Source organism: Salirhabdus salicampi (assembly GCF_024259515.1).
Classification (GTDB): domain Bacteria; phylum Bacillota; class Bacilli; order Bacillales; family Alkalibacillaceae; genus Salirhabdus_A; species Salirhabdus_A salicampi.
The window spans coordinates 135,143-155,421 of sequence record NZ_JANBWE010000002.1 but is presented as its reverse complement, the minus strand read 5'-3'; the positions used below and the strand labels follow the sequence as shown (position 1 = coordinate 155,421).

General features: G+C 38.5%; 23 protein-coding genes. All 23 read left to right on the top strand.

What is annotated here, in order from left to right:
* The first annotated feature begins 87 nt into the window (after positions 1-87).
* The gene (gene sucC / locus NLW78_RS06765; RefSeq protein WP_254496295.1) at positions 88-1,248 is read left to right on the top strand and encodes an ADP-forming succinate--CoA ligase subunit beta; all 1,161 of its coding nucleotides are present in this window, start codon (positions 88-90) and stop codon (positions 1,246-1,248) included.
* Positions 1,249-1,270: 22 nt separating this feature from the next.
* A complete protein-coding gene (gene sucD / locus NLW78_RS06760; protein ID WP_254496294.1) occupies positions 1,271-2,173 on the top strand; it encodes a succinate--CoA ligase subunit alpha in 903 nt (300 codons plus the stop codon).
* A 67-nt stretch (positions 2,174-2,240) separates the two neighbouring features.
* Complete coding sequence (dprA, locus tag NLW78_RS06755; protein ID WP_254496293.1) at positions 2,241-3,179, top strand: DNA-processing protein DprA; 939 nt, start codon at positions 2,241-2,243, stop codon at positions 3,177-3,179.
* 112 nt (positions 3,180-3,291) lie between these two features.
* Positions 3,292-5,370, top strand: a complete 2,079-nt coding sequence (gene topA, locus NLW78_RS06750; protein ID WP_254496292.1) for a type I DNA topoisomerase — start codon at positions 3,292-3,294, stop codon at positions 5,368-5,370.
* A gap of 244 nt (positions 5,371-5,614) precedes the next feature.
* Positions 5,615-6,517 (top strand): tyrosine recombinase XerC, encoded by a 903-nt coding sequence (gene xerC / locus NLW78_RS06745; protein ID WP_254496291.1) that lies wholly within the window; start codon positions 5,615-5,617, stop codon positions 6,515-6,517.
* 26 nt (positions 6,518-6,543) lie between these two features.
* On the top strand, positions 6,544-7,086 hold the full coding sequence (hslV, locus tag NLW78_RS06740) for an ATP-dependent protease subunit HslV (protein ID WP_254496289.1): 543 nt from the start codon (positions 6,544-6,546) through the stop codon (positions 7,084-7,086).
* 22 nt (positions 7,087-7,108) lie between these two features.
* Positions 7,109-8,500, top strand: coding sequence for an ATP-dependent protease ATPase subunit HslU (gene hslU, locus NLW78_RS06735; protein ID WP_254496288.1), 1,392 nt, complete (start codon positions 7,109-7,111; stop codon positions 8,498-8,500).
* A 20-nt stretch (positions 8,501-8,520) separates the two neighbouring features.
* Positions 8,521-9,300 (top strand): GTP-sensing pleiotropic transcriptional regulator CodY, encoded by a 780-nt coding sequence (codY, locus tag NLW78_RS06730; protein WP_254496287.1) that lies wholly within the window; start codon positions 8,521-8,523, stop codon positions 9,298-9,300.
* A gap of 233 nt (positions 9,301-9,533) precedes the next feature.
* The gene (gene flgB / locus NLW78_RS06725; RefSeq protein ID WP_254496286.1) at positions 9,534-9,932 is read left to right on the top strand and encodes a flagellar basal body rod protein FlgB; all 399 of its coding nucleotides are present in this window, start codon (positions 9,534-9,536) and stop codon (positions 9,930-9,932) included.
* Positions 9,933-9,934: 2 nt separating this feature from the next.
* On the top strand, positions 9,935-10,399 hold the full coding sequence (gene flgC / locus NLW78_RS06720; RefSeq protein ID WP_254496285.1) for a flagellar basal body rod protein FlgC: 465 nt from the start codon (positions 9,935-9,937) through the stop codon (positions 10,397-10,399).
* Positions 10,400-10,411: 12 nt separating this feature from the next.
* On the top strand, positions 10,412-10,714 hold the full coding sequence (gene fliE, locus NLW78_RS06715) for a flagellar hook-basal body complex protein FliE (RefSeq protein WP_254496284.1): 303 nt from the start codon (positions 10,412-10,414) through the stop codon (positions 10,712-10,714).
* 60 nt (positions 10,715-10,774) lie between these two features.
* Complete coding sequence (gene fliF / locus NLW78_RS06710) at positions 10,775-12,376, top strand: flagellar basal-body MS-ring/collar protein FliF (RefSeq protein ID WP_254496283.1); 1,602 nt, start codon at positions 10,775-10,777, stop codon at positions 12,374-12,376.
* Between the two features lie 12 nt (positions 12,377-12,388).
* A complete protein-coding gene (gene fliG, locus NLW78_RS06705) occupies positions 12,389-13,402 on the top strand; it encodes a flagellar motor switch protein FliG (RefSeq protein WP_254496282.1) in 1,014 nt (337 codons plus the stop codon).
* Positions 13,395-14,156 (top strand): flagellar assembly protein FliH, encoded by a 762-nt coding sequence (fliH, locus tag NLW78_RS06700; RefSeq protein WP_254496280.1) that lies wholly within the window; start codon positions 13,395-13,397, stop codon positions 14,154-14,156. The genes fliG and fliH overlap by 8 nt, the downstream gene beginning before the upstream one ends.
* Positions 14,153-15,475 carry a flagellar protein export ATPase FliI gene (gene fliI / locus NLW78_RS06695; protein ID WP_367617659.1) on the top strand — a complete coding sequence of 441 codons (1,323 nt, stop codon included), beginning with the start codon at positions 14,153-14,155 and terminating at the stop codon, positions 15,473-15,475. The genes fliH and fliI overlap by 4 nt, the downstream gene beginning before the upstream one ends.
* Positions 15,475-15,921, top strand: a complete 447-nt coding sequence (gene fliJ / locus NLW78_RS06690) for a flagellar export protein FliJ (protein ID WP_254496279.1) — start codon at positions 15,475-15,477, stop codon at positions 15,919-15,921. The genes fliI and fliJ overlap by 1 nt, the downstream gene beginning before the upstream one ends.
* Positions 15,922-15,935: 14 nt before the next feature.
* On the top strand, positions 15,936-16,499 hold the full coding sequence (locus NLW78_RS06685; RefSeq protein ID WP_254496278.1) for a MotE family protein: 564 nt from the start codon (positions 15,936-15,938) through the stop codon (positions 16,497-16,499).
* Positions 16,500-16,534: 35 nt separating this feature from the next.
* Positions 16,535-17,695, top strand: coding sequence for a flagellar hook-length control protein FliK (locus NLW78_RS06680; protein ID WP_254496277.1), 1,161 nt, complete (start codon positions 16,535-16,537; stop codon positions 17,693-17,695).
* Positions 17,696-17,704: 9 nt separating this feature from the next.
* Complete coding sequence (gene flgD, locus NLW78_RS06675; RefSeq protein WP_254496276.1) at positions 17,705-18,139, top strand: flagellar hook assembly protein FlgD; 435 nt, start codon at positions 17,705-17,707, stop codon at positions 18,137-18,139.
* Positions 18,140-18,165: 26 nt separating this feature from the next.
* A complete protein-coding gene (locus NLW78_RS06670) occupies positions 18,166-18,543 on the top strand; it encodes a TIGR02530 family flagellar biosynthesis protein (protein ID WP_254496275.1) in 378 nt (125 codons plus the stop codon).
* Between the two features lie 101 nt (positions 18,544-18,644).
* The gene (gene flgG / locus NLW78_RS06665; protein ID WP_254496274.1) at positions 18,645-19,589 is read left to right on the top strand and encodes a flagellar basal body rod protein FlgG; all 945 of its coding nucleotides are present in this window, start codon (positions 18,645-18,647) and stop codon (positions 19,587-19,589) included.
* 28 nt (positions 19,590-19,617) lie between these two features.
* Positions 19,618-19,857 carry a flagellar FlbD family protein gene (locus NLW78_RS06660; protein WP_437181952.1) on the top strand — a complete coding sequence of 80 codons (240 nt, stop codon included), beginning with the start codon at positions 19,618-19,620 and terminating at the stop codon, positions 19,855-19,857.
* Positions 19,854-20,270, top strand: a complete 417-nt coding sequence (locus NLW78_RS06655) for a flagellar basal body-associated FliL family protein (RefSeq protein ID WP_254496273.1) — start codon at positions 19,854-19,856, stop codon at positions 20,268-20,270. Before NLW78_RS06660 ends, NLW78_RS06655 begins: the two co-directional genes overlap by 4 nt.
* Positions 20,271-20,279 lie beyond the last annotated feature (9 nt).

Below are 20,279 nucleotides of genomic sequence, written 5' to 3'. Positions count from 1 at the left end.
AGATTCTGTATAATGTGAAAGTGTGGACAATTTCAAAGCAAATCTACTAAAATGTACATGCAGTAACAATTGATGGGAGGATGGAAGATGAACATTCACGAGTATCAAGGGAAAGAAATATTACGAAGCTACGGAGTAGCCGTTCCCAATGGCCGTGTTGCTTTTACTGTTGATGAAGCTGTTGAGGCTGCAAAGGCTTTAGGATCTAAAGTATCCGTTGTAAAAGCACAAATCCATGCTGGTGGTAGAGGTAAAGCAGGCGGTGTAAAAGTTGCGAAAAGTGTAGACGAAGTTCGTACATATGCCGACGAAATATTAGGTAAGACGTTAGTCACACACCAAACAGGACCTGAAGGTAAGGAAGTGAAACGCTTACTAATTGAAGAAGGTTGTGACATACAAAAGGAGTATTATATTGGTCTAGTATTAGATCGTGCTACTTCCCGGGTTGTTATGATGGCCTCCGAAGAAGGTGGGACAGAGATTGAAGAAGTAGCAGCAGAGACACCGGAAAAAATATTCAAAGAAGTCATTGACCCTGTTACAGGCCTAATGCCATATCAAGCAAGAAGACTAGCATTTAATATTAATATACCGAAGGAACTAGTTTCAAAAGCCGTGAAATTTATGATGGGCTTATATAAAGTGTTCGTGGAAAAAGATTGTTCAATCGCGGAAATTAACCCATTAGTTACAACAGGTGACGGGAATGTCATGGCTCTTGATGCGAAGTTAAACTTTGATGATAACGCTTTATTCCGTCAAAAAGACATTTTAGAGTTCCGTGACCTTGATGAAGAGGATCCAAAAGAAATTGAAGCATCTAAATATGATTTAAGTTATATTGCCTTAGATGGAAACATTGGTTGTATGGTTAACGGTGCAGGCCTTGCTATGGCAACAATGGACACGATTAAACATTACGGTGGAGAACCCGCCAACTTCCTTGATGTGGGCGGTGGAGCAACTACCGAAAAAGTAACGGAAGCCTTTAAAATCATTTTATCAGATGATAACGTTAAAGGTATTTTTGTTAACATTTTCGGTGGCATTATGAAATGTGATGTAATTGCGGAAGGTGTCGTAGAAGCTACGAAGCAAGTTGGACTAGAGCTACCGTTAGTTGTACGTCTAGAAGGTACGAATGTGGACGCGGGTAAGAAAATCCTTGAGGAATCTGGATTAAATATAACGTCTGCTGATTCTATGGCTGACGGTGCACAAAAAATTGTTGAACTTGTGAAGTAATGAATGAAAGGCGGGGATAAGGATGAGCGTATATATTAACCAAGATACAAAAGTAATTGTGCAAGGAATTACTGGTTCTACAGCACTTTTTCATACAAAACAAATGTTAGAGTACGGAACAAAAATTGTAGGCGGTGTAACACCTGGTAAGGGTGGTACAGAAGTTGAAGGGGTTCCCGTATTTAATACGGTTGAAGAAGCGGTAAATGCGACAGGAGCAAACGTTTCTGTTGTATACGTACCAGCACCATTTGCCGCTGATGCTATCTTAGAAGGCGTTGACGCAGAATTAGATTTAGTAATTTGTATTACTGAACATATTCCGGTTATGGATATGGTCAAAGTGAAACGTTATATGGAAGGAAAGAAAACACGTCTAGTAGGACCAAACTGTCCAGGTGTGATTACACCGGAAGAATGTAAAATTGGTATTATGCCAGGATACATTCATAAAAAGGGCCACGTAGGTGTCGTTTCCCGTTCTGGAACTTTGACATATGAAGCGGTTCACCAATTATCTGAAGCAGGAATTGGTCAATCTACGGCAGTGGGCATTGGTGGAGACCCAGTAAACGGAACCGACTTTATTGATGTGTTAAAAGCATTTAATGAAGATGCAGATACGGAAGCTGTTATTATGATTGGAGAAATTGGTGGTACTGCTGAGGAAGAAGCTGCGGAATGGGTGAAAGCGAATATGACGAAACCTGTTGTCGGCTTTATCGGAGGTCGTACAGCCCCTCCTGGAAAACGCATGGGACACGCTGGAGCCATTATTTCAGGTGGAAAAGGTACAGCTGATGAAAAAATTCGTGTCATGAACGAATGTGGTATTCAAGTTGCTGAAACACCATCAGTAATGGGAGAAACATTGATTGAAGTTTTAAAAGAAAATGGTTTATACGATAAATGTAAAACCCACTAAGAATTGAGTAACAGCTCCCGTGTAATGACTCGGGGGCTGTTATCTATATTAGGAGGTGTAATTTAGGATGGTGTTGGAAACAGACATTCGGATCTGTCATCTGCACCGCATTCAAGGAGTAGGTCGTAAGATGATAAGAACATGGCTAAAACTTGATCCTAATTTATCAAATATCTATCAATTCTCCGTTGAGGATTTACAACAACTATTTCATTTACCAAAGGTAAACGCGTCGGTAATTCATAACGGAATTCATAACCATCACATCCGAAAACAGGTGGAAAAAGATATAAATAATTATGGTGTTATTACGTTTAGAAATCCGATATATCCTACCTTATTAAAAGAAATTCCCGATCCACCAGTTCTCCTTTATCTAAAAGGGGATGCTCAACTTTTAAAGAGAACCCCTCATTTTTCTATCGTAGGTACTCGACACCCTTCTAAACAAGGGTTGAAAAAGGTCGAACATTTTGTAAGACCCCTAGCCCAACACGGTTGGACGATTGTGAGTGGATTGGCTCAAGGTATGGATTCGTATGCACACCAAGTTACAATGAAATATAATGGAAAGACAATTGCCGTGTTAGGTCACGGTTTTCACTACATATACCCAAGACAACATGAGGGTTTATTTCGAGAGATTGGGAAAAACCACTTATTGCTTTCTGAATACCCTCCTGATACACCCCCAAAACGATGGCAATTTCCAGAGCGCAATCGAATTGTGAGTGGACTTTCGTTTGGAACGTTAATTGTTGAAGCAAAAGAAAAAAGTGGAACGTTTATAACGGCTGAATGTGCATTAGAACAGGGCCGGGACCTTTTTGCTGTCCCCGATTCTATTTTCTCTGAATACTCCCGCGGCTGTCATCAATTAATTCAAGAAGGAGCCAATTTAGTTGATGATCCTAGACAATTGTTGGAATATTGGGAGAATGAAAAATATCGTTGGGATATAGGTGAAAATGGCTGTCAATTTGTTAAGGATTACGATTCTTTTTAAGAAAACTGTTTGACAAATTCATAAAAAGTATTCAATAATAGGGAAGATTTATCATAAGTAATTATGTACGAAAACGCATTAAAAAAATGAATACCCTCTTAGGAGGATGAATATGGCAGATTATTTAGTAATTGTAGAATCACCTGCAAAAGCAAAAACAATTGAACGATATTTAGGAAAAAAGTATAAAGTGAAAGCATCAATGGGTCACGTTCGTGACTTACCTAGAAGTCAAACTGGGGTTGATGTTGATAACAATTTTCAGCCGAAGTATATTACGATACGCGGTAAAGGCCCTGTGCTTAAGGAATTAAAAAAGGAAGCAAAAAAAGCAAAGAAAGTATACTTAGCGGCCGACCCTGATAGAGAGGGAGAAGCCATTGCTTGGCACTTAGCCCACAGTCTTGATATTGATGAAAAATCAAAATGTCGAGTTGTATTTAATGAAATTACAAAAGATGCTGTGAAGGAGTCCTTTAAGCATCCGCGTAACATCAATATGAATTTAGTTGATGCACAGCAAGCTCGACGAATTCTGGATCGCCTTGTCGGTTATAACATTAGTCCGATTTTATGGAAAAAAGTAAAAAAAGGACTTAGTGCTGGTCGTGTACAATCAGTAGCTCTTCGATTGGTTTTAGACCGTGAAAAAGAAATCCAAAACTTTAAACCAGAGGAATATTGGACAATTGAAGCAGACTTTCTGAAGGGTAAGGACACTTTTCAAGGTGCTTTTTACGGGTTAAAAGGTAAAAAGGAAAAGCTTCAATCGAAAAAAGATGTCGACAACGTTTTAAATCAATTAAAAGGTGATGAGTTTAACGTAGCAAAGGTGAATAAGCGGGAGCGCAGGCGAAACCCATCAGCTCCATTTACGACGTCATCCTTACAACAGGAAGCAGCTCGAAAGTTGAATTTCCGGGCTAAGAAAACGATGATGGTTGCACAGCAGTTATATGAAGGAATCGACCTGGGGAAAAAGGAAGGTACAGTTGGTCTAATCACGTATATGCGTACCGATTCTACGAGAGTTTCTGATACTGCGAAAACGGAAGCAACAAATTATATTGAGCAGTCCTATGGCAAAGAGTTTCTTAGTGCTGGAAAAGGCAAAAAGAAGCAAACAGAAGGGGCGCAAGATGCTCACGAAGCTATTCGCCCAACTTCCGTCTTCCGTGACCCAAAGTCATTAAAGGGAGTACTATCAAGAGATCAATTGAGACTTTACAAACTCATTTGGGAGCGCTTCGTTGCGAGTCAAATGGCTCCAGCGATTTTAGATACTGTTACAGCACACCTCGTGAACAATGAGGTTGAGTTTCGGGCAACAGGTTCTCAAGTAAAGTTTAAAGGTTTTATGAAAGTGTATATCGAAGGAAACGATGATAATAAGAAGGAAGAAGATAAACTGCTCCCACCTTTAGAGGAAGGCACAAAGGTAAAAGCGAAAAAAATAAACCCTAATCAACACTTTACTCAACCGCCTCCTCGCTATACGGAAGCAAGGTTAGTCAAGACGTTGGAAGAATTAGGGATTGGGCGCCCGTCAACATTCGCCCCTACCTTGGATACCATTCAACGGAGAGGATACGTAGCGTTAGACAATCGGCGCTTCGTACCTACAGAACTTGGGGAAATTGTGACCGATATCATGTCTGAATATTTTCCGGAAATTATCGATGTTAACTTTACAGCTAAAATGGAAACAGATTTAGATAGTATAGAAGAAGGAAAGAACAAATGGGTTAAAATTATTGATAGCTTTTATCAAGGTTTTGAACCACGACTTGAAAAAGCAGAAAAAGAAATGGAAAAAATAGAAATTAAAGATGAACCAGCTGGTGAAGATTGTGAGAAATGCGGCCATGAAATGGTATATAAAATGGGCCGATACGGAAAGTTCCTTGCTTGCTCGAACTTTCCCGAGTGTCGCAATACAAAACCAATATTAAAAGAAATCGGAGTGAAATGCCCGAATTGCAAGGAAGGAAATATTGTAGAACGGAAATCGAAAAAACGAAGAACGTTTTACGGTTGTGACCGCTTCCCGGAATGTGAGTTTGTTTCATGGGATAAACCTATTGAACGCCCATGTCCAAAGTGTAAAGGGTTATTAGTTGAAAAGAAACGAAAAAAAGGTACTCAAGTGCAATGTGTGAATTGTGATTATAAAGAAGATGCACAGCAATAGGAGGAAAACGTCTTGTCTTAAGCAAGGCGTTTTCTTTTTTTGAAAAGTATGATTTATTTGACACTACCTTTTAATCAAGCTATAATATCGAAATGGTTAAAGGTAATATACTTGACACACAATAAAAGCAGTTGACGTAAGCTTTCCTGGACACTATTCAGAATTTTGTTACAATTTAGTCAAATTCGTTGCGTAAAGCGTTAGAAGTATGTTAAGATTTATACGCTTTATGTGAGGTGAGAGAATGTTCGGTTATAGCAATCACTGTGAGGCATTTGTTGAATATTTACAATTTGAGAAAAACGCCTCACCATATACGATTCAATATTACCAACAAGATATTGATACCTTTTTTTTGTTTTGTGAAAAAGAAGGATTACAAGGCATACAGGATATATCTTATCCAGTTATCCGTGTTTATTTAACGGACCTATATGAACAACGATATTCTAGACGAAGTGTGTCTCGAAAAATTTCCAGTTTGCGAACATTCTTTCGTTTTTTAGAAAGAGAACATATTGTTGAGGCTAATCCGTTTTTAAGTGTATCCCTACCAAAAGCGGATCATCCTCTTCCAGATTTCCTTTACGAAAAGGAAATGGAAAAGTTATTTACGGTGAGTGATCTTACCACACCGTTAGGTCAACGCAATCAGGCAATACTAGAACTATTATATGGAACAGGCATTCGTGTGAGTGAATGCACAGCACTGGAACTACATAGCTTTGACTTTACGATTGAAACCGTCCTTGTAATGGGTAAAGGAAAAAAGGAAAGATATGTTCCGTTTGGGAAGTATGCACATGAAGCTTTAGAACGTTACATGACAGATGGACGCCCTAAATTATTGGCCAAAGGTAACCAAAGCTCAACGAAAATGTTTCTCAATGCACGAGGGCGACCAATTACACCGAGAGGAATCCGTACGGTTTTAAATGACATGGTAAAAAAGGCATCCTTAACAGTTCATGTTCATCCGCATAAAATTCGACATACTTTTGCAACACATATGTTGAATGAAGGAGCAGATTTACGATCTGTGCAGGAATTATTAGGCCATGAACATTTATCCTCGACGCAAATTTATACACATGTGACAAAAGATCATTTGCGTAAGATATATAAACGGTCACATCCCCGTGCATAACAAAGAAAAGAAAGAGGTGGAAGACTATGTCAAACGGTTTTCACGCCACTACTATTTTTGCCGTCCGACATGAAGGTGAATGTGCAATGAGTGGGGACGGGCAAGTTACATTAGGCAATGCAGTTGTTATGAAACATAAAGCGAAGAAGGTACGTAAGTTGTTTAACGGAAAAGTACTAGCTGGTTTTGCAGGTTCCGTTGCAGATGCCTTCACATTGTTTGAAAAGTTTGAAAGTTATTTAGAAAAATATAATGGCAACTTACCGAGGTCATCTGTTGAACTAGCGAAAGAATGGCGCAGTGATAAAGTGTTACGTAAGCTAGAGGCGATGTTAATTGTTATGAATAAGGAGCATATGTTTCTAGTATCTGGAACAGGTGAGGTAATTGAACCGGACGATGATATTTTAGCAATCGGTTCCGGTGGTCACTATGCCTTAAGTGCTGGTAGAGCATTAAAACGGTATGCTCCCGATAAATCTGCAAAAGAAATCGCACAGGCAGCATTGGAAGTGGCCGGTGAAATTTGTGTCTACACGAATGATCAAATTGTGTTAGAAGTGCTTTAATCATTAAGGAGGGTGGTCAATCATGGGGACTCACCTTACCCCGCGTCAAATTGTTGAGAAGCTTGATCAATATATCATTGGTCAAAATGAAGCAAAAAAAGCAGTGGCGATTGCACTGCGTAACCGATTCCGTCGAATGAAATTAGAGGATAAATTACGTGACGAAATCGTACCCAAAAATATATTAATGATCGGACCAACTGGTGTAGGAAAGACGGAGATTGCAAGAAGACTTGCAAAGCTCGTCGGAGCACCATTTGTGAAAGTGGAAGCAACAAAATTCACTGAGGTTGGTTACGTTGGCCGGGATGTAGAGTCAATGGTACGTGACTTAGTGGAGACGTCGGTTAGAATTGTGAAAGAAGATAAAATGAGTGAAGTGAAATCAAAAGCTGAAGAGCTTGCAAATAAACGACTAGTGAAACTGCTAGTCCCTGAAAAGAAAAAAGATAAAGGTATGCAAAATCCTTTTGAAATGTTTTTTTCCGGGCAACAAACGGATGACCAAACACAAGAGGAAGAGCAGAAAGATGACATTGCACAAAAACGGAGACAAATTGAGCACCAATTGGCATTAGGTGAATTAGAAGATCGAATGGTATCCATAGAAGTTGAAGAACAACAAAGTACGATGTTCGATATGCTTCAAGGTTCTGGTATGGAACAAATGGGGATGAATATGCAAGATGCGTTAGGCCAGTTTATGCCTAAAAAGAAAAAGAAGCGAAGAATGCCTGTCCGTGAAGCGAGAAAAGTGTTAATCCATGATGAAGCCCAAAAATTAATTGATATGGATGAAGTAACACAAGAAGCAATAGAGAAAGCGGAACAAACTGGTATGATTTTTATTGATGAAATTGATAAGATCGCTGGAAAGAGCAATGACCAAGCCAATGTATCTCGTGAGGGAGTACAGCGGGATATTCTACCAATTATTGAGGGATCTACAATCGTGACAAAGTACGGACCTGTAAAGACGGATCACATATTATTTATTGCTGCAGGTGCATTTCATATGGCAAAACCATCTGACTTAATTCCGGAGCTTCAAGGCCGTTTTCCTACGAGAGTAGAGCTTCAAAAGCTTACGGTAGATGATTTTATCAATATTTTAACAGAACCTTCTAATGCGTTAATTAAACAATATATGGCATTACTGCAAACTGAAGGTATAAGTGTTGAATTTTCTGACAATGCTATTCGTAGGATAGCTGAAATCGCCTTTGAAGTGAATCAAGAAACAGATAATATCGGTGCGAGAAGGTTACACACAATTTTAGAAAAACTATTAGAAGATTTGTCTTTCGAAGCACCAGACATTCATATGGGCAATATCCAAATTACGAAAGAATACGTTGATGAAAAGCTATCTACGATTCTTAAGGATAAGGATTTGTCCCAGTACATTTTGTAGGAAAGATTAGGAGGATGAACATGGAGTTATTAGAGAGAGCAAGAGCAATTAATTCAATGTTACAAAAAACAACAGGGAAATCAGTAAACTTTAACGATATGTCCGGTACTTTACGGGACGTAATTAGTGCCAACACATTCATTTTAAGTCGTAGAGGTAAGTTATTAGGTTTCGCCATTAAACAGGAGATTGAAAACGAAAGAATGAAACGTATGTTAGAGGAACGTCAATTCCCAGAAGAATATACGCAAAAACTTTTTAATGTAAAAGAAACGACTGCAAACCTTGATATAGATAGTGAATATACAGCCTTTCCAGTCGAAAATCGTGACTTGTTTGAAAAGGGTCTTACAACGATTGTACCAATCATTGGCGGTGGAGAGCGTTTAGGAACACTAATTTTAAGCAGGTTAAAAGAAAGCTTTAACAACGATGATTTGTTACTAGCCGAATACGGTGCAACTGTAGTTGGTATGGAAATTCTTCATCAAAAGGCAGAGGAGATTGAGGAAGAAGCCCGTAGTAAAGCGGTTGTTCAAATGGCGATTAGCTCCCTTTCTTATAGTGAATTAGAAGCAATTGAACATATATTCGAAGAGCTTGATGGGAACGAAGGCTTACTCGTAGCTAGTAAAATTGCTGACCGTGTAGGCATTACACGATCTGTTATTGTAAACGCACTTCGTAAGCTCGAAAGTGCAGGCGTAATTGAGTCCCGTTCACTAGGGATGAAGGGTACGTATATTAAGGTGTTAAATGATAAATTCCTTGTGGAGTTACGCAAATTAAATAATCAATAAAATAATGATATAAGACATTAGCCCCTGTGGAATTTCCTGCAGGGGTTTTTTAGGTATTTTTATAGGTCTTTTTTCCTATTGGTTGTCTGTGTCTTTTTATTCGAATTTACGGGATTATGACTCTACCTATTTTATTAAATGGTGATTTTATGCGATAATCTATAAAGCGACATAAACCAACATAAAATGACGTCAAAACATAAATGAATGCTATAAGGAAAGGGGATAAATTTATGGCACCACTTTTTAACCATACGTTTGATGTACTGCAACATTCTTTGAACTATGCTTCCTTAAAAAACAAAACAATTGCGAACAATATTGCCAATGTGGATACACCGAACTACAAAGCGAAAAATGTCGTATTTAAGGATGTTTTATCGCAAGCGCAGTCATCTACGATAACTGCGAAGCGGACGCATGAACGGCATTTGCCATTCTCTTCCATAAATACCGGTAATATTCACGTGCAAGAACAACGTAATTCGAATTATAATCATAATGGTAATAATGTTGATATTGATAAAGAAATGACTGAATTAGCCAAGAATCAAATCTATTATGATGCTTTAGTAGATCGATTGAATGGAAAGTTTAGAAGCATTGAAACAGTTATTAACGGAGGTAAGTAGAGATGAGTATATTTCATGCAATGAATACTAGTGCAAGTGCTTTAACTGCACAACGGTTACGAATGGATGTTGTCTCCTCTAACTTAGCCAATGCTGATACAACGAGAGCTCGAGTTAATGAAAATGGTGAATGGGAACCATACCGTCGAAAGATGGTAGCCTTTGAACAGCGTGAACAACCATTTCGATCACATTTAAACAACGCAATGGTAAAAGGGAATAAAACTTCATCAGAGGGAAGCGGTGTTCGCGTTTCGGCAATTCGAGAAGATCGCACACCATTTAAAATGGTATACAACCCAAACCATCCTGACGCAAACGAACAAGGGTATGTACAAATGCCTAACGTTGATCCGTTAAAGGAGATGGTTGACTTGATGAGTGCAACACGATCATATGAAGCGAACGTTACAGCTGTTAACGCGTCAAAGTCAATGTTGATGAAAGCTCTTGAAATTGGGAAATAGAGGTGAGGAAAAATGACAAATATTAATCAAATAAAAATGCAAAATCCGCAACTCCAATATAACCAAACTACAAAAGCGACACCTTTTCAAGCCCAACAAAAGTTTGCTAATACATTAAAAGACGCACTGTCAAAAGTAAATGAAGCACAAAATATATCAGACCAAAAAACAATAGCTTTAGCTAAAGGAGAGACACTGGACCTCCATGATGTCATGATTACATCACAAAAGGCGGGTGTCTTACTACGGACAACAGTAGAAGTCCAAAGTAAAGCGATTGATGCTTATAAAGAAATGATGAGAATGCAAGTGTAATAGAAAAAAACTCTACAATAATGAAAAGAAATAGAGAGAGAGAAAATATCGGGGGCAATTATGGTAGAAAAAGCGCAGTCTTATATGAACAGAATAAAAGATTTTTGGATAAGTAGGACGCTTGCTCAACGAACATTGTTTATTTCTGCCTTTGTCTTACTATTTATTACGGTGGCAGGTCTGAGTATATTTGCCGGCAAGTCAAATATGGTGCCGTTATATACGAATCTATCACTTCAAGAAACAGGGCAGATTAAAGCCGAACTGGATAATAGAGGAATTCCGTATGAAGTAGGAAATGGTGGAACAACGATAAATGTCCCTAAGGAACAAGCAGACGGTTTGCTCGTTGATTTGGCGGCCCAAGGCTTGCCAAATAACGGACAAATCGATTATTCATTTTTCAGTGAAAATGCTTCATGGGGGATGACAGATAAAGATCGGGAAATATTAGAAGTTGCTGCATTACAAACGGAATTATCAAAACTAATTTCTAGCATTAACGGCATCCAACAAGCGAGCGTCATGATTAATAAACCAGAGCAATCTGTCTTCGTTGGACAGGCTTCTGGTGAAACGTCGGCGTCAATCGTTATTCATACAGAACCAGGTTACCAGTTGCAGACTGGCCAAATACAAGGTTTATATCATTTAGTTTCCAAATCAGTTCCAAACCTTTCTACAGATAATATCGTCATTATGAATCAATACTTTGAGTATTTTGACTTAAAAAATGAAAATAATTATGACGTTGGCAATGCCTACACGCAACAACATGAAATTAAGCAAAATATTGAGAAGGATATTCAAAGACGAGTTCAACGGTTGCTCGGCACTATGATTGGTGGAGAGAAAGTTGTTGTTTCAGTTACAACAGACATTGATTTTACGCAAGAAGACCGGTTAGAAGAGATTGTTGAGCCAGTTAACTTAGAAACGATGGAAGGATTACCAGTCAGTGTTGAACGTATAACAGAAACATACACTGGAGAAAATCCACCCGATGGAATTGTAGGTACGGGAGAGGGCGATATCCCAGGTTACGAAGCCAATACCGAAGGAAATGGCTATACCGAATACGAGATGATGAAAGAAACGATAAACAATGAATTTAACCGAATTCATCGTAATGTAGTTGAAAGTCCTTATAAAATTCGTGATTTAGGTATTCAAGTAGCCGTTGATAATACAAAAGGTCAAACGGAAAACGGTGAACCTGAATATTTATCGGCGCAAGAGCAGCAAATGGTACAAGAAAGTATTTCCTCCATTTTGAACTCTGTCGTAAGTACGACGATAGCGAAAGATTACGGTGCTGTTAATCCGCAAGAAAAATTCTCTGTCGTTTTCCAAGAGTTTCAAGAGAAACCAACTATCCCAACATCACCCACTCCTGTTATACCGACATGGGTGTATGTTGCAGGTGGAGCACTTATTCTTGGCTTAATCGTTCTTCTCGGCCTCTTGTTTAGAAAACGTAAAGACGAGCGAGCGGTAGAAGATATTAGAGATCGTCAACAAGCTAGCTCAGACGTAGTTGAATTTGATGAACCGATAGAAGAAGATGAAGAAACGATAAAACGTAGAAAACTAGAAAATATGGCAAAAGAAGATCCTGAAGAATTTGCAAAATTATTACGTTCATGGATTACGGAAGAGTAGGGGGGGTACATGATGTCGAAACAATACGAGGAACTGACTGGTAAGCAGAAAGCTGCCATTCTCCTCATTTCTTTAGGACCTGATGTTTCCGCCCAAGTATATAAACATCTTACAGAAGAAGAAATTGAGCAATTAACGTTAGAAATTTCATCAGTTAGAAGAGTAAATGCAAAACAGAAGGAAAGTGTATTGGATCAATTTTATCAAATTCTCCAGGCGAAAGACTATATTACCCAAGGTGGTATAGGCTACGCAAAGTCCATTTTAGAAAAAGCATTAGGTGAAAACGACGCAAACCATTTAATCAATCGTCTAACATCTAATCTACAAGTAAGGCCTTTTGACTTTGCCAAACGGGCCGAGCCTGCACAAATTTTGAACTTTATTCAAAACGAGCATCCTCAAACTATTGCACTTATATTGTCTTATTTAGATTCAGAGCAATCTGCGGAAATTTTATCTCAATTACCTGGTGAAAAGCAGGCGGATATTGCTAAGCGGATTGCAGTAATGGATTCTACATCACCAGAAGTGATTAATGAAGTAGAGAACTTTCTGGAAAAGAAACTTTCCGCAACCGTTACACAAGACTACTCTCAAACTGGTGGAGTAGAAACAGTAGTTCAAGTTTTAAATGGTGTGGATCGTGCAACAGAGAAGACAATATTGGAACAGCTAGAAATGGAAGACCCAGAATTGGCTGAAGAAATTAAAAAGAGAATGTTTGTGTTTGAAGATATTGTTACACTTGATAACCGCGCAATTCAGCGAGTTATTCGAGAAGTGGAGAATGAAGATTTACTACTCTCCTTGAAAGTGGTAAGCGAAGAAGTCAAAGATGTTATTTTCCAAAATATGTCGAAGCGTATGGCTGATACATTCAAGGATGAAATGGAATATTTAGGTCCTGTTCGACTACGTGATGTGGAGGAAGCCCAAGGGCGTGTTGTTGCTGCAATTCGTCGTCTAGAGGAAGTTGGAGAAATTGTCATTGCTCGTGGTGGAGGTGACGATATTATTGTCTAACGTATTTAAATCTGGTGTTGGAAATCAATATGAAAAAATCATGAAAGTAAAGCCCATTACAACTTTCCATCAGGAAGAAAAATTAGAGACAACAACAAACACCGAAGCAGATGTAGATAAAAAATTAGCAGAAGCTCAATCTATTGTTGAGAATGCCAAGGAGCAGGCAGAGCAACTTATCGCTAAAGCAAATGAACAGATAGCTGCAGAAAAGAGACATTGGGAACGTGAACAAGAGCAACTTAAGCAAGAAGCGCAAGAGTTAGGATACACGGAAGGATATAAGGCAGGAAAAGAAGAGGCTTTAGCTCATTATCGCAGCAAAATTGATGAGGCAAACTCTATTGTTAACATGGCAAAAAAGGAAGCTATGACCACGGTTGAATCAAGTGAAGAGACGATTTTAAACCTTGGAATACAAGTAGCTGAAAAAATTGTTCATTCGACTATTGAACGTAATGAAGAGGCTTTTTTACACATTGTGAAGGCTGCAATAAAGTGTGTTAAAGACCATCCGAATATTTCTTTATATGTTCACCCAACCCAATATGAACATGTGTTAAGTCATGAAACAGAGTTGAAGAACATCGTAGAGAGTAATGCATCATTTGCTATTTACCCCATTGTCGATTTAGTAGAGGAATCCAGTTGTGTAATTGAAACACCTTTAGGCAAAGTAGATGCCAGTGTGGATACACAGTTAACAGAACTAAAAAAGAAATTGGGTGAATTGGTAGAGGAGGCCAAGCTGTGATTTTACAACATGTACAATCACGAATGGACAATATTGATACGGTAAAAACGTATGGCAAAATTAGTCGTATTATCGGATTACTCATCGAATCAACAGGTCCAAAGGCAAGTATCGGGGATGTTTGTTACATTTATCATCATGACCAGGATGAACAACCAATATTAGCCGAAGTGGTAGGCTTCCATCATAACAATGTCTTGTTAATGCCATACACCGATGTTAAAAGTATCGGTCCAGGGTGTCTAGTGGAAACGAAACATCGACCATTGACGGTGAAAGTAGGAAAAAGCTTAATCGGTAAGGTATTAGATGGACTAGGTCATCCTCTTGACGACACCATGATGTTACCACGGGGATTAGCATCTGTCCTAACGGAACAACACCCTCCAAATCCGTTAAAACGACCACCTATCCGTGAACAAGTATCGTTAGGGATTAAGGCTATCGATTCCCTTCTGGCCGTAGGAAAAGGACAGCGTGTCGGGATATTTGCAGGTAGCGGGGTCGGCAAAAGTACGTTAATGGGAATGATTGCTCGAAATAGTGATGCAGACTTAAATGTAATCGCGCTAATTGGAGAACGTGGGAGAGAAGTTAGGGAATTTATCGAACATGAGTTAGGGGAAGAAGGATTGAAAAAATCAATCGTTGTAGTGGCAACTTCCGATCAGCCTGCACTTCAGCGAATTAAGGGAGCCTATACAGCAACGGCAATAAGTGAATATTTTCGTGACTTAGGTTACAACGTGAACTTAATGATGGACTCTGTAACACGAGTCGCCATGGCGCAAAGAGAGGTAGGTTTAGCATCAGGTGAACCTCCTACAACGAAAGGGTATACACCTAGTGTATTTGCAACGTTACCGAAATTACTTGAACGGACAGGAACAAATGATAAAGGTTCAATTACGGCCTTCTATACAGTCTTAGTTGATGGTGACGACTTGAATGAACCGATTTCGGATACAGTTAGAGGAATCTTGGATGGCCACTTCGTTCTTGATCGCTATCTTGCAGAACAAGGACAGTACCCAGCCATAAATGTGTTGAAATCTGTCAGCCGTGTTATGAACAACATTAGTTCTCCAGAACATATTAGTGCGGCTGAACGGATTCGCTCATTATTATCAACGTACGAAGAAAATCGTGAGTTAATCCAGATAGGGGCATACAAAAAAGGAACATCAAGGGAAGTGGATGAGGCAATCCAATATTATCCTAAAATTATTAAGTTTTTAAAACAAAACCGAAATGAGTTCTTAACGAGCGATGAAACGGTTCAACATATCATTTCGTTAGCCCGGGGCGGTGAAGCATAATGGATAAAATTGAAGTTTTAGAGAAACTCCATAGTGTTCATGAGACAGAAAAAGATACAGCGCACAAAATCTATCAGGATGCATTGGAACAATTCGAGATGGTTGCAACAAACCTCTATTCTCTTTTGAAAGAAAAAGAGGAGTGGGAGGAAAAGGTCGACAACCAAATCCAGCACGCTATACCGATTAATGAACTATTAACCTATCAACATTATGTGAAACAACTCGAAGAAAAAATAGCGAAACTACAAAAGGACGTTCAGTACGCTCGGCAGGATATGCAAATAAAACAACAATCTTTAACAGATAAATATGTAGAAATGAAAAAATACGAATTAATGATAGAAAACAAAGTCTCAAAAAAGAAACAACTTGAACAAACCGCTGAAAATCAGCAGATAGATGAAATATCAGTACAGCAATTCATTCGGTTTAATACTAAATGAGGAAAGTGGTCTTAATGAAAGAAAAACCAAATAAGCTTCAGTCGTTTATTTTTGTTATATTCATCCCTACAGTGTTTGCGATTACCCTTATGTTAGTCGTACTTTCTGTTATTGGTGTGGATATTACGAGCCACGCTAAAGCATTCGGTAAAAACGTTCCTTTTTTGTCCGCTTTTATTCTCGATGAAGACGCTGAAGAGTTAGAAGCAAAACATCGAGAACTTGAACAAACGATTAAGGACAAGGATCAATATATCCAACAATTAGAATTTGAAAATGGGCAACAAAAAAAAGATCTAGAGTCATTACAGCAAGAAGTAGAAATGTTATCACAAAAACTAGATGAGACAGAACATACTGAACAAAAACGTGAAGAAAAGATAAAAACGGTCACTACCTCCTTTAAAGATATGGAGCCAGAGGAAGCAGCAAACATTCTAGAGAAGATGAAAGAACAGGATATTTTATTGATTATGACTGACCTGTCAGCAAAACAACGGGGCGAAATATTAGCTGCTATGGACTCTGAAAAAGCAGCTACGATTATCCAAACGTTTTTTCAAGGAGAGGAAAACTAGAATGAGTGACTGTAACTTGAAAGGAGGTGAAAAAATTGACACGTGTAGTAGCACCCCCGCTGATGGCCTCACAGGCATTACAAAAAGTGGAACATAATTCAACTAAAACGAATCGTAACCCGTTTCAAATGATGTTACAGCAACTGAGTGAAGAACAGACCGCTGTGAATCTTTCGCCGGAGAGTAGTGACGCTGACCAAATACTTGAACAGCTAAACCAATTGCAAGATTTAAGTGCAGAAGGGGAACTGCCAGAAGAGCTGGTCAATCACTTAGTTCATAACTTGATTAGTTTTTTGCAAGATTTAGGTAAAAACCAAATGTTGCAAACCGCTTTGCAAGCGAATAGTAGCCAATTGAGTAAACTCCAACAGCATTTTGCCTCTAGTGAGGTACAATCGTTACAAAAAATGGTGGCCCCGTTTTTAGGGTTATATGAACATGTTGTTAAACAAGAGAAAGGTTCCCCTTTACACAAGAAGATGGATAATATTCTACAATCTATTGTAAAGAACCTTACCCAATCTGGGGTTTTAAGTGAACCAACGAGTAATCAAGGGCAATCTAAACAGTTGATAGAGATTATGGAAAACATAAAGGCAAAGCTTGCAGATCAGAGAACAACGTTTTCAAATGACACTTTACGAACATGGGTACAAACGAAAGTTAGTACTACGAATCAAGTAAATGGAAAAGAAATAGCGTTTCATGGACAAGAAGGAATGCTAGGGTCAAAGATTAACCTTGATGTATTACCTCAAAAGGGAGAAACTGTGAAGCAGCAGTCATTTATACTTGAGCAAATCCAGAAAGCATTGGAGTCAAGCCAGTTCAATCGTTCTCAAAATCAATTAACGATTAAGTTAAAACCGAACCATTTAGGAGATGTTACGTTAAAATTTACCCAAATTAACAATGAAACTGTGGTAAAAATACTTGTTGCATCTTCAAGTGCAAAAGAATTGTTGGAAGGTAGTTTAACTCAATTAAAAAACATGTTTTCTCCACATCAAGTAGTAGTCGAAAAGCAACAAGACCCATTATTACATCAATCTTCTTCCCTAGCAGCACAGGACCACCAAGATGAACAAGATGATCAAGAGGCAAGGGAGGATCATGAAACAACTAACGACGATCGAACAGAGGAAGAGGAAGGCTCATCATTTAAAGATGTCTTATTCCAAATAAAAGTGTAGGTGATAATCGTGACGAAAATCGATCCATCGTTATATTTATCAAATCAAAAACGTGAACCATCACGTACAACGGATCTAGGGAAAAATGAATTTTTGAAGATTTTAATGACTCAATTACAAAATCAAGATCCATTAAATCCGTTGGAGGATAAAGAATTTATCTCGCAAATGGCTACATTCTCATCCTTGGAACAGTTAACGAACATCTCAAGCACGATGAATCGTTTTCTAGAAAGCCAGACAAATGCACCGATAGTTCAATACAGCCATCTCATTGGTAAATCTGTGACGTATAAAACATATAACAGTGAAGGTGTATATACTGAGGATAAAACGAGTCTTGTCGATGCTATTTCATCAAAGGATGGACAAGTTCAACTTTTACTGGAAAACGGTGAGAAAATTAGTACAGAAGACATGATTGAAATAAAACGACAAGAATAATGCCGTTCATAGAAAGAAGGGATGATATGGACCACCGTATCCACCAGTTACAGCATCATCCATTGCAACAAATGAAACCGAAACACCAAAATAAAAAGAGTGAAGCTAATAAGTCATTCCAATCACATTTAAACCAGGCATCAGCAGAGTTGAAAATCAGCAAACATGCAAAAACTCGATTGCAAGAGCGGAACATTCATATAAGTGATACTCAATGGAAACACATTACAGAAAAAGTGGGACTTGCAAAAGAGAAAGGTGTACAAGACTCTTTAGTGGTGTTAAATGACGCTACACTCATTGTCAATACGAAAAATCAAACTGTGATTACTGCAATGGATCGAAATGAAGCAGACGAGCAACTTTTTACCAATATTAATGGAGCTATTTTAATTAATGATTAATGAAATGAACGTAGGCTGGACCATTTATGGAAGCCTTAAGAAAATGCTGCTGACCGACTGAAGCAGCTTAATAAAAACCCAAATTTGAAAGGATGAATATAATGTTACGTTCAATGTACGCAGGTATTTCTGGAATGAGAGGATTCCAAACAAAGTTAGATACAGTTTCCAACAATATAGCCAATGTTAATACATTTGGTTTCAAAAAGGGACGGGTAACATTTCAAGACCAATTAAGTCAAACGGTTCAAGGTGCACAGGCTCCCCAGCGGGACGAAGCTGGAAATGCGATGCTCGGTGGCCGGAATGCGAAGCAAATTGGATTAGGCACAACACTAGGTAGTGTGGACACGATTCATACAGAGGGAAGCAGACAAACTACGAACCGCTCTCTTGATTTAGCACTAGGTGGTAATGGAATGTTCGTCGTAGGAGAAAAAACAACAACTCCCGCGGAAGAAGATGTAATGAGTTTAGATGAAGATGCAATCAATTTTACGAGAGCAGGTAATTTTTATTTAGATGAGGAAGGATACGTTGTTACTTCTGACGGTAAATATTTACTTGGTCGTTCAAACTTAGATGACAACAACCAAATACAACCAGGGGATACATTAAATGATTTGGATGAAGAAGTGACACGTTTACGTATTCCTGTTGATGCACAAGGGTTTAGTATTTCTCCGGATGGTACTGTAAACATGGTAGACAGCAATGGTCAATCAAAAATTGCCGGGCAAGTGATGTTAGCAACATTTTCAAATGCGGAAGGCTTAGAGAAAGCAGGTTCAAACCTTTACCGTTTAACAAATAACTCCGGTGTTTTCACGGATGACGATGGTGATTTTAACGGATTCGGTGATTTAGTATATCCAGGTCGTAACGGTTCTGCTTCTATTTATGCCGGAGCTTTAGAGATGTCTAACGTTGATTTAGCAGAAGAATTTACGGAAATGATTACGTCACAAAGAGGATTCCAAGCCAATACTAGAACGATTACAACATCTGATGAGATTCTACAAGAACTTGTAAACTTAAAACGATAATGTTGGTTAAGGGAGGGTTGGGGTCGGTATGCTTACCGACCCTAATAATTCTATGATTGAAGTGACACGCCTTAATGGAGAGAAATTCATTATTAATGCAATGTATATTGAAAAGGTTCAAACATTGCCAGATACAACAATTACATTAATGAACGGCAAAAAATATTTTGTAAAGGATTCAGAAGAAGAAGTATACAAAAAAGCGATGCATTTCTATCAAAAGATCGGTTTAACAAATCTAGTAGTGAAAGGAGAGAATGATAAATGAGTGCTAGTGTAAAAAAAATGGTTGTCATCCTCGTTACGATAACCGTAGTTGCAGCAGTTACTTTGTTTACCTTAATGTACTTCCAAGGGAAAGCTAGTGCTGACGGTGAACGCTCAGTCGATGACATCATTGATCATTCTTTTGAAACATCTGAGATCACAACAGACATTAAAGACGGAAATTTTGTGCGAATCTCATTTCGTATTGTGACTGACGATGCAAAGACGAAGAAAAAATTGCAGAAAGATTTCCGAATCCAAACGGAAATTATTAAAGAGTTATCTGTGAAAACAGAAGACGACTTTCGTTCAGGGTTGTCAGAATTAGAGGCTTCTGTAAAAGAGAGGTTAAACAAACTTTTACAGGATGGACAAGTGACAGATATATATACAGTGAAAAAAGTACTTCAATAGATGGAAAGG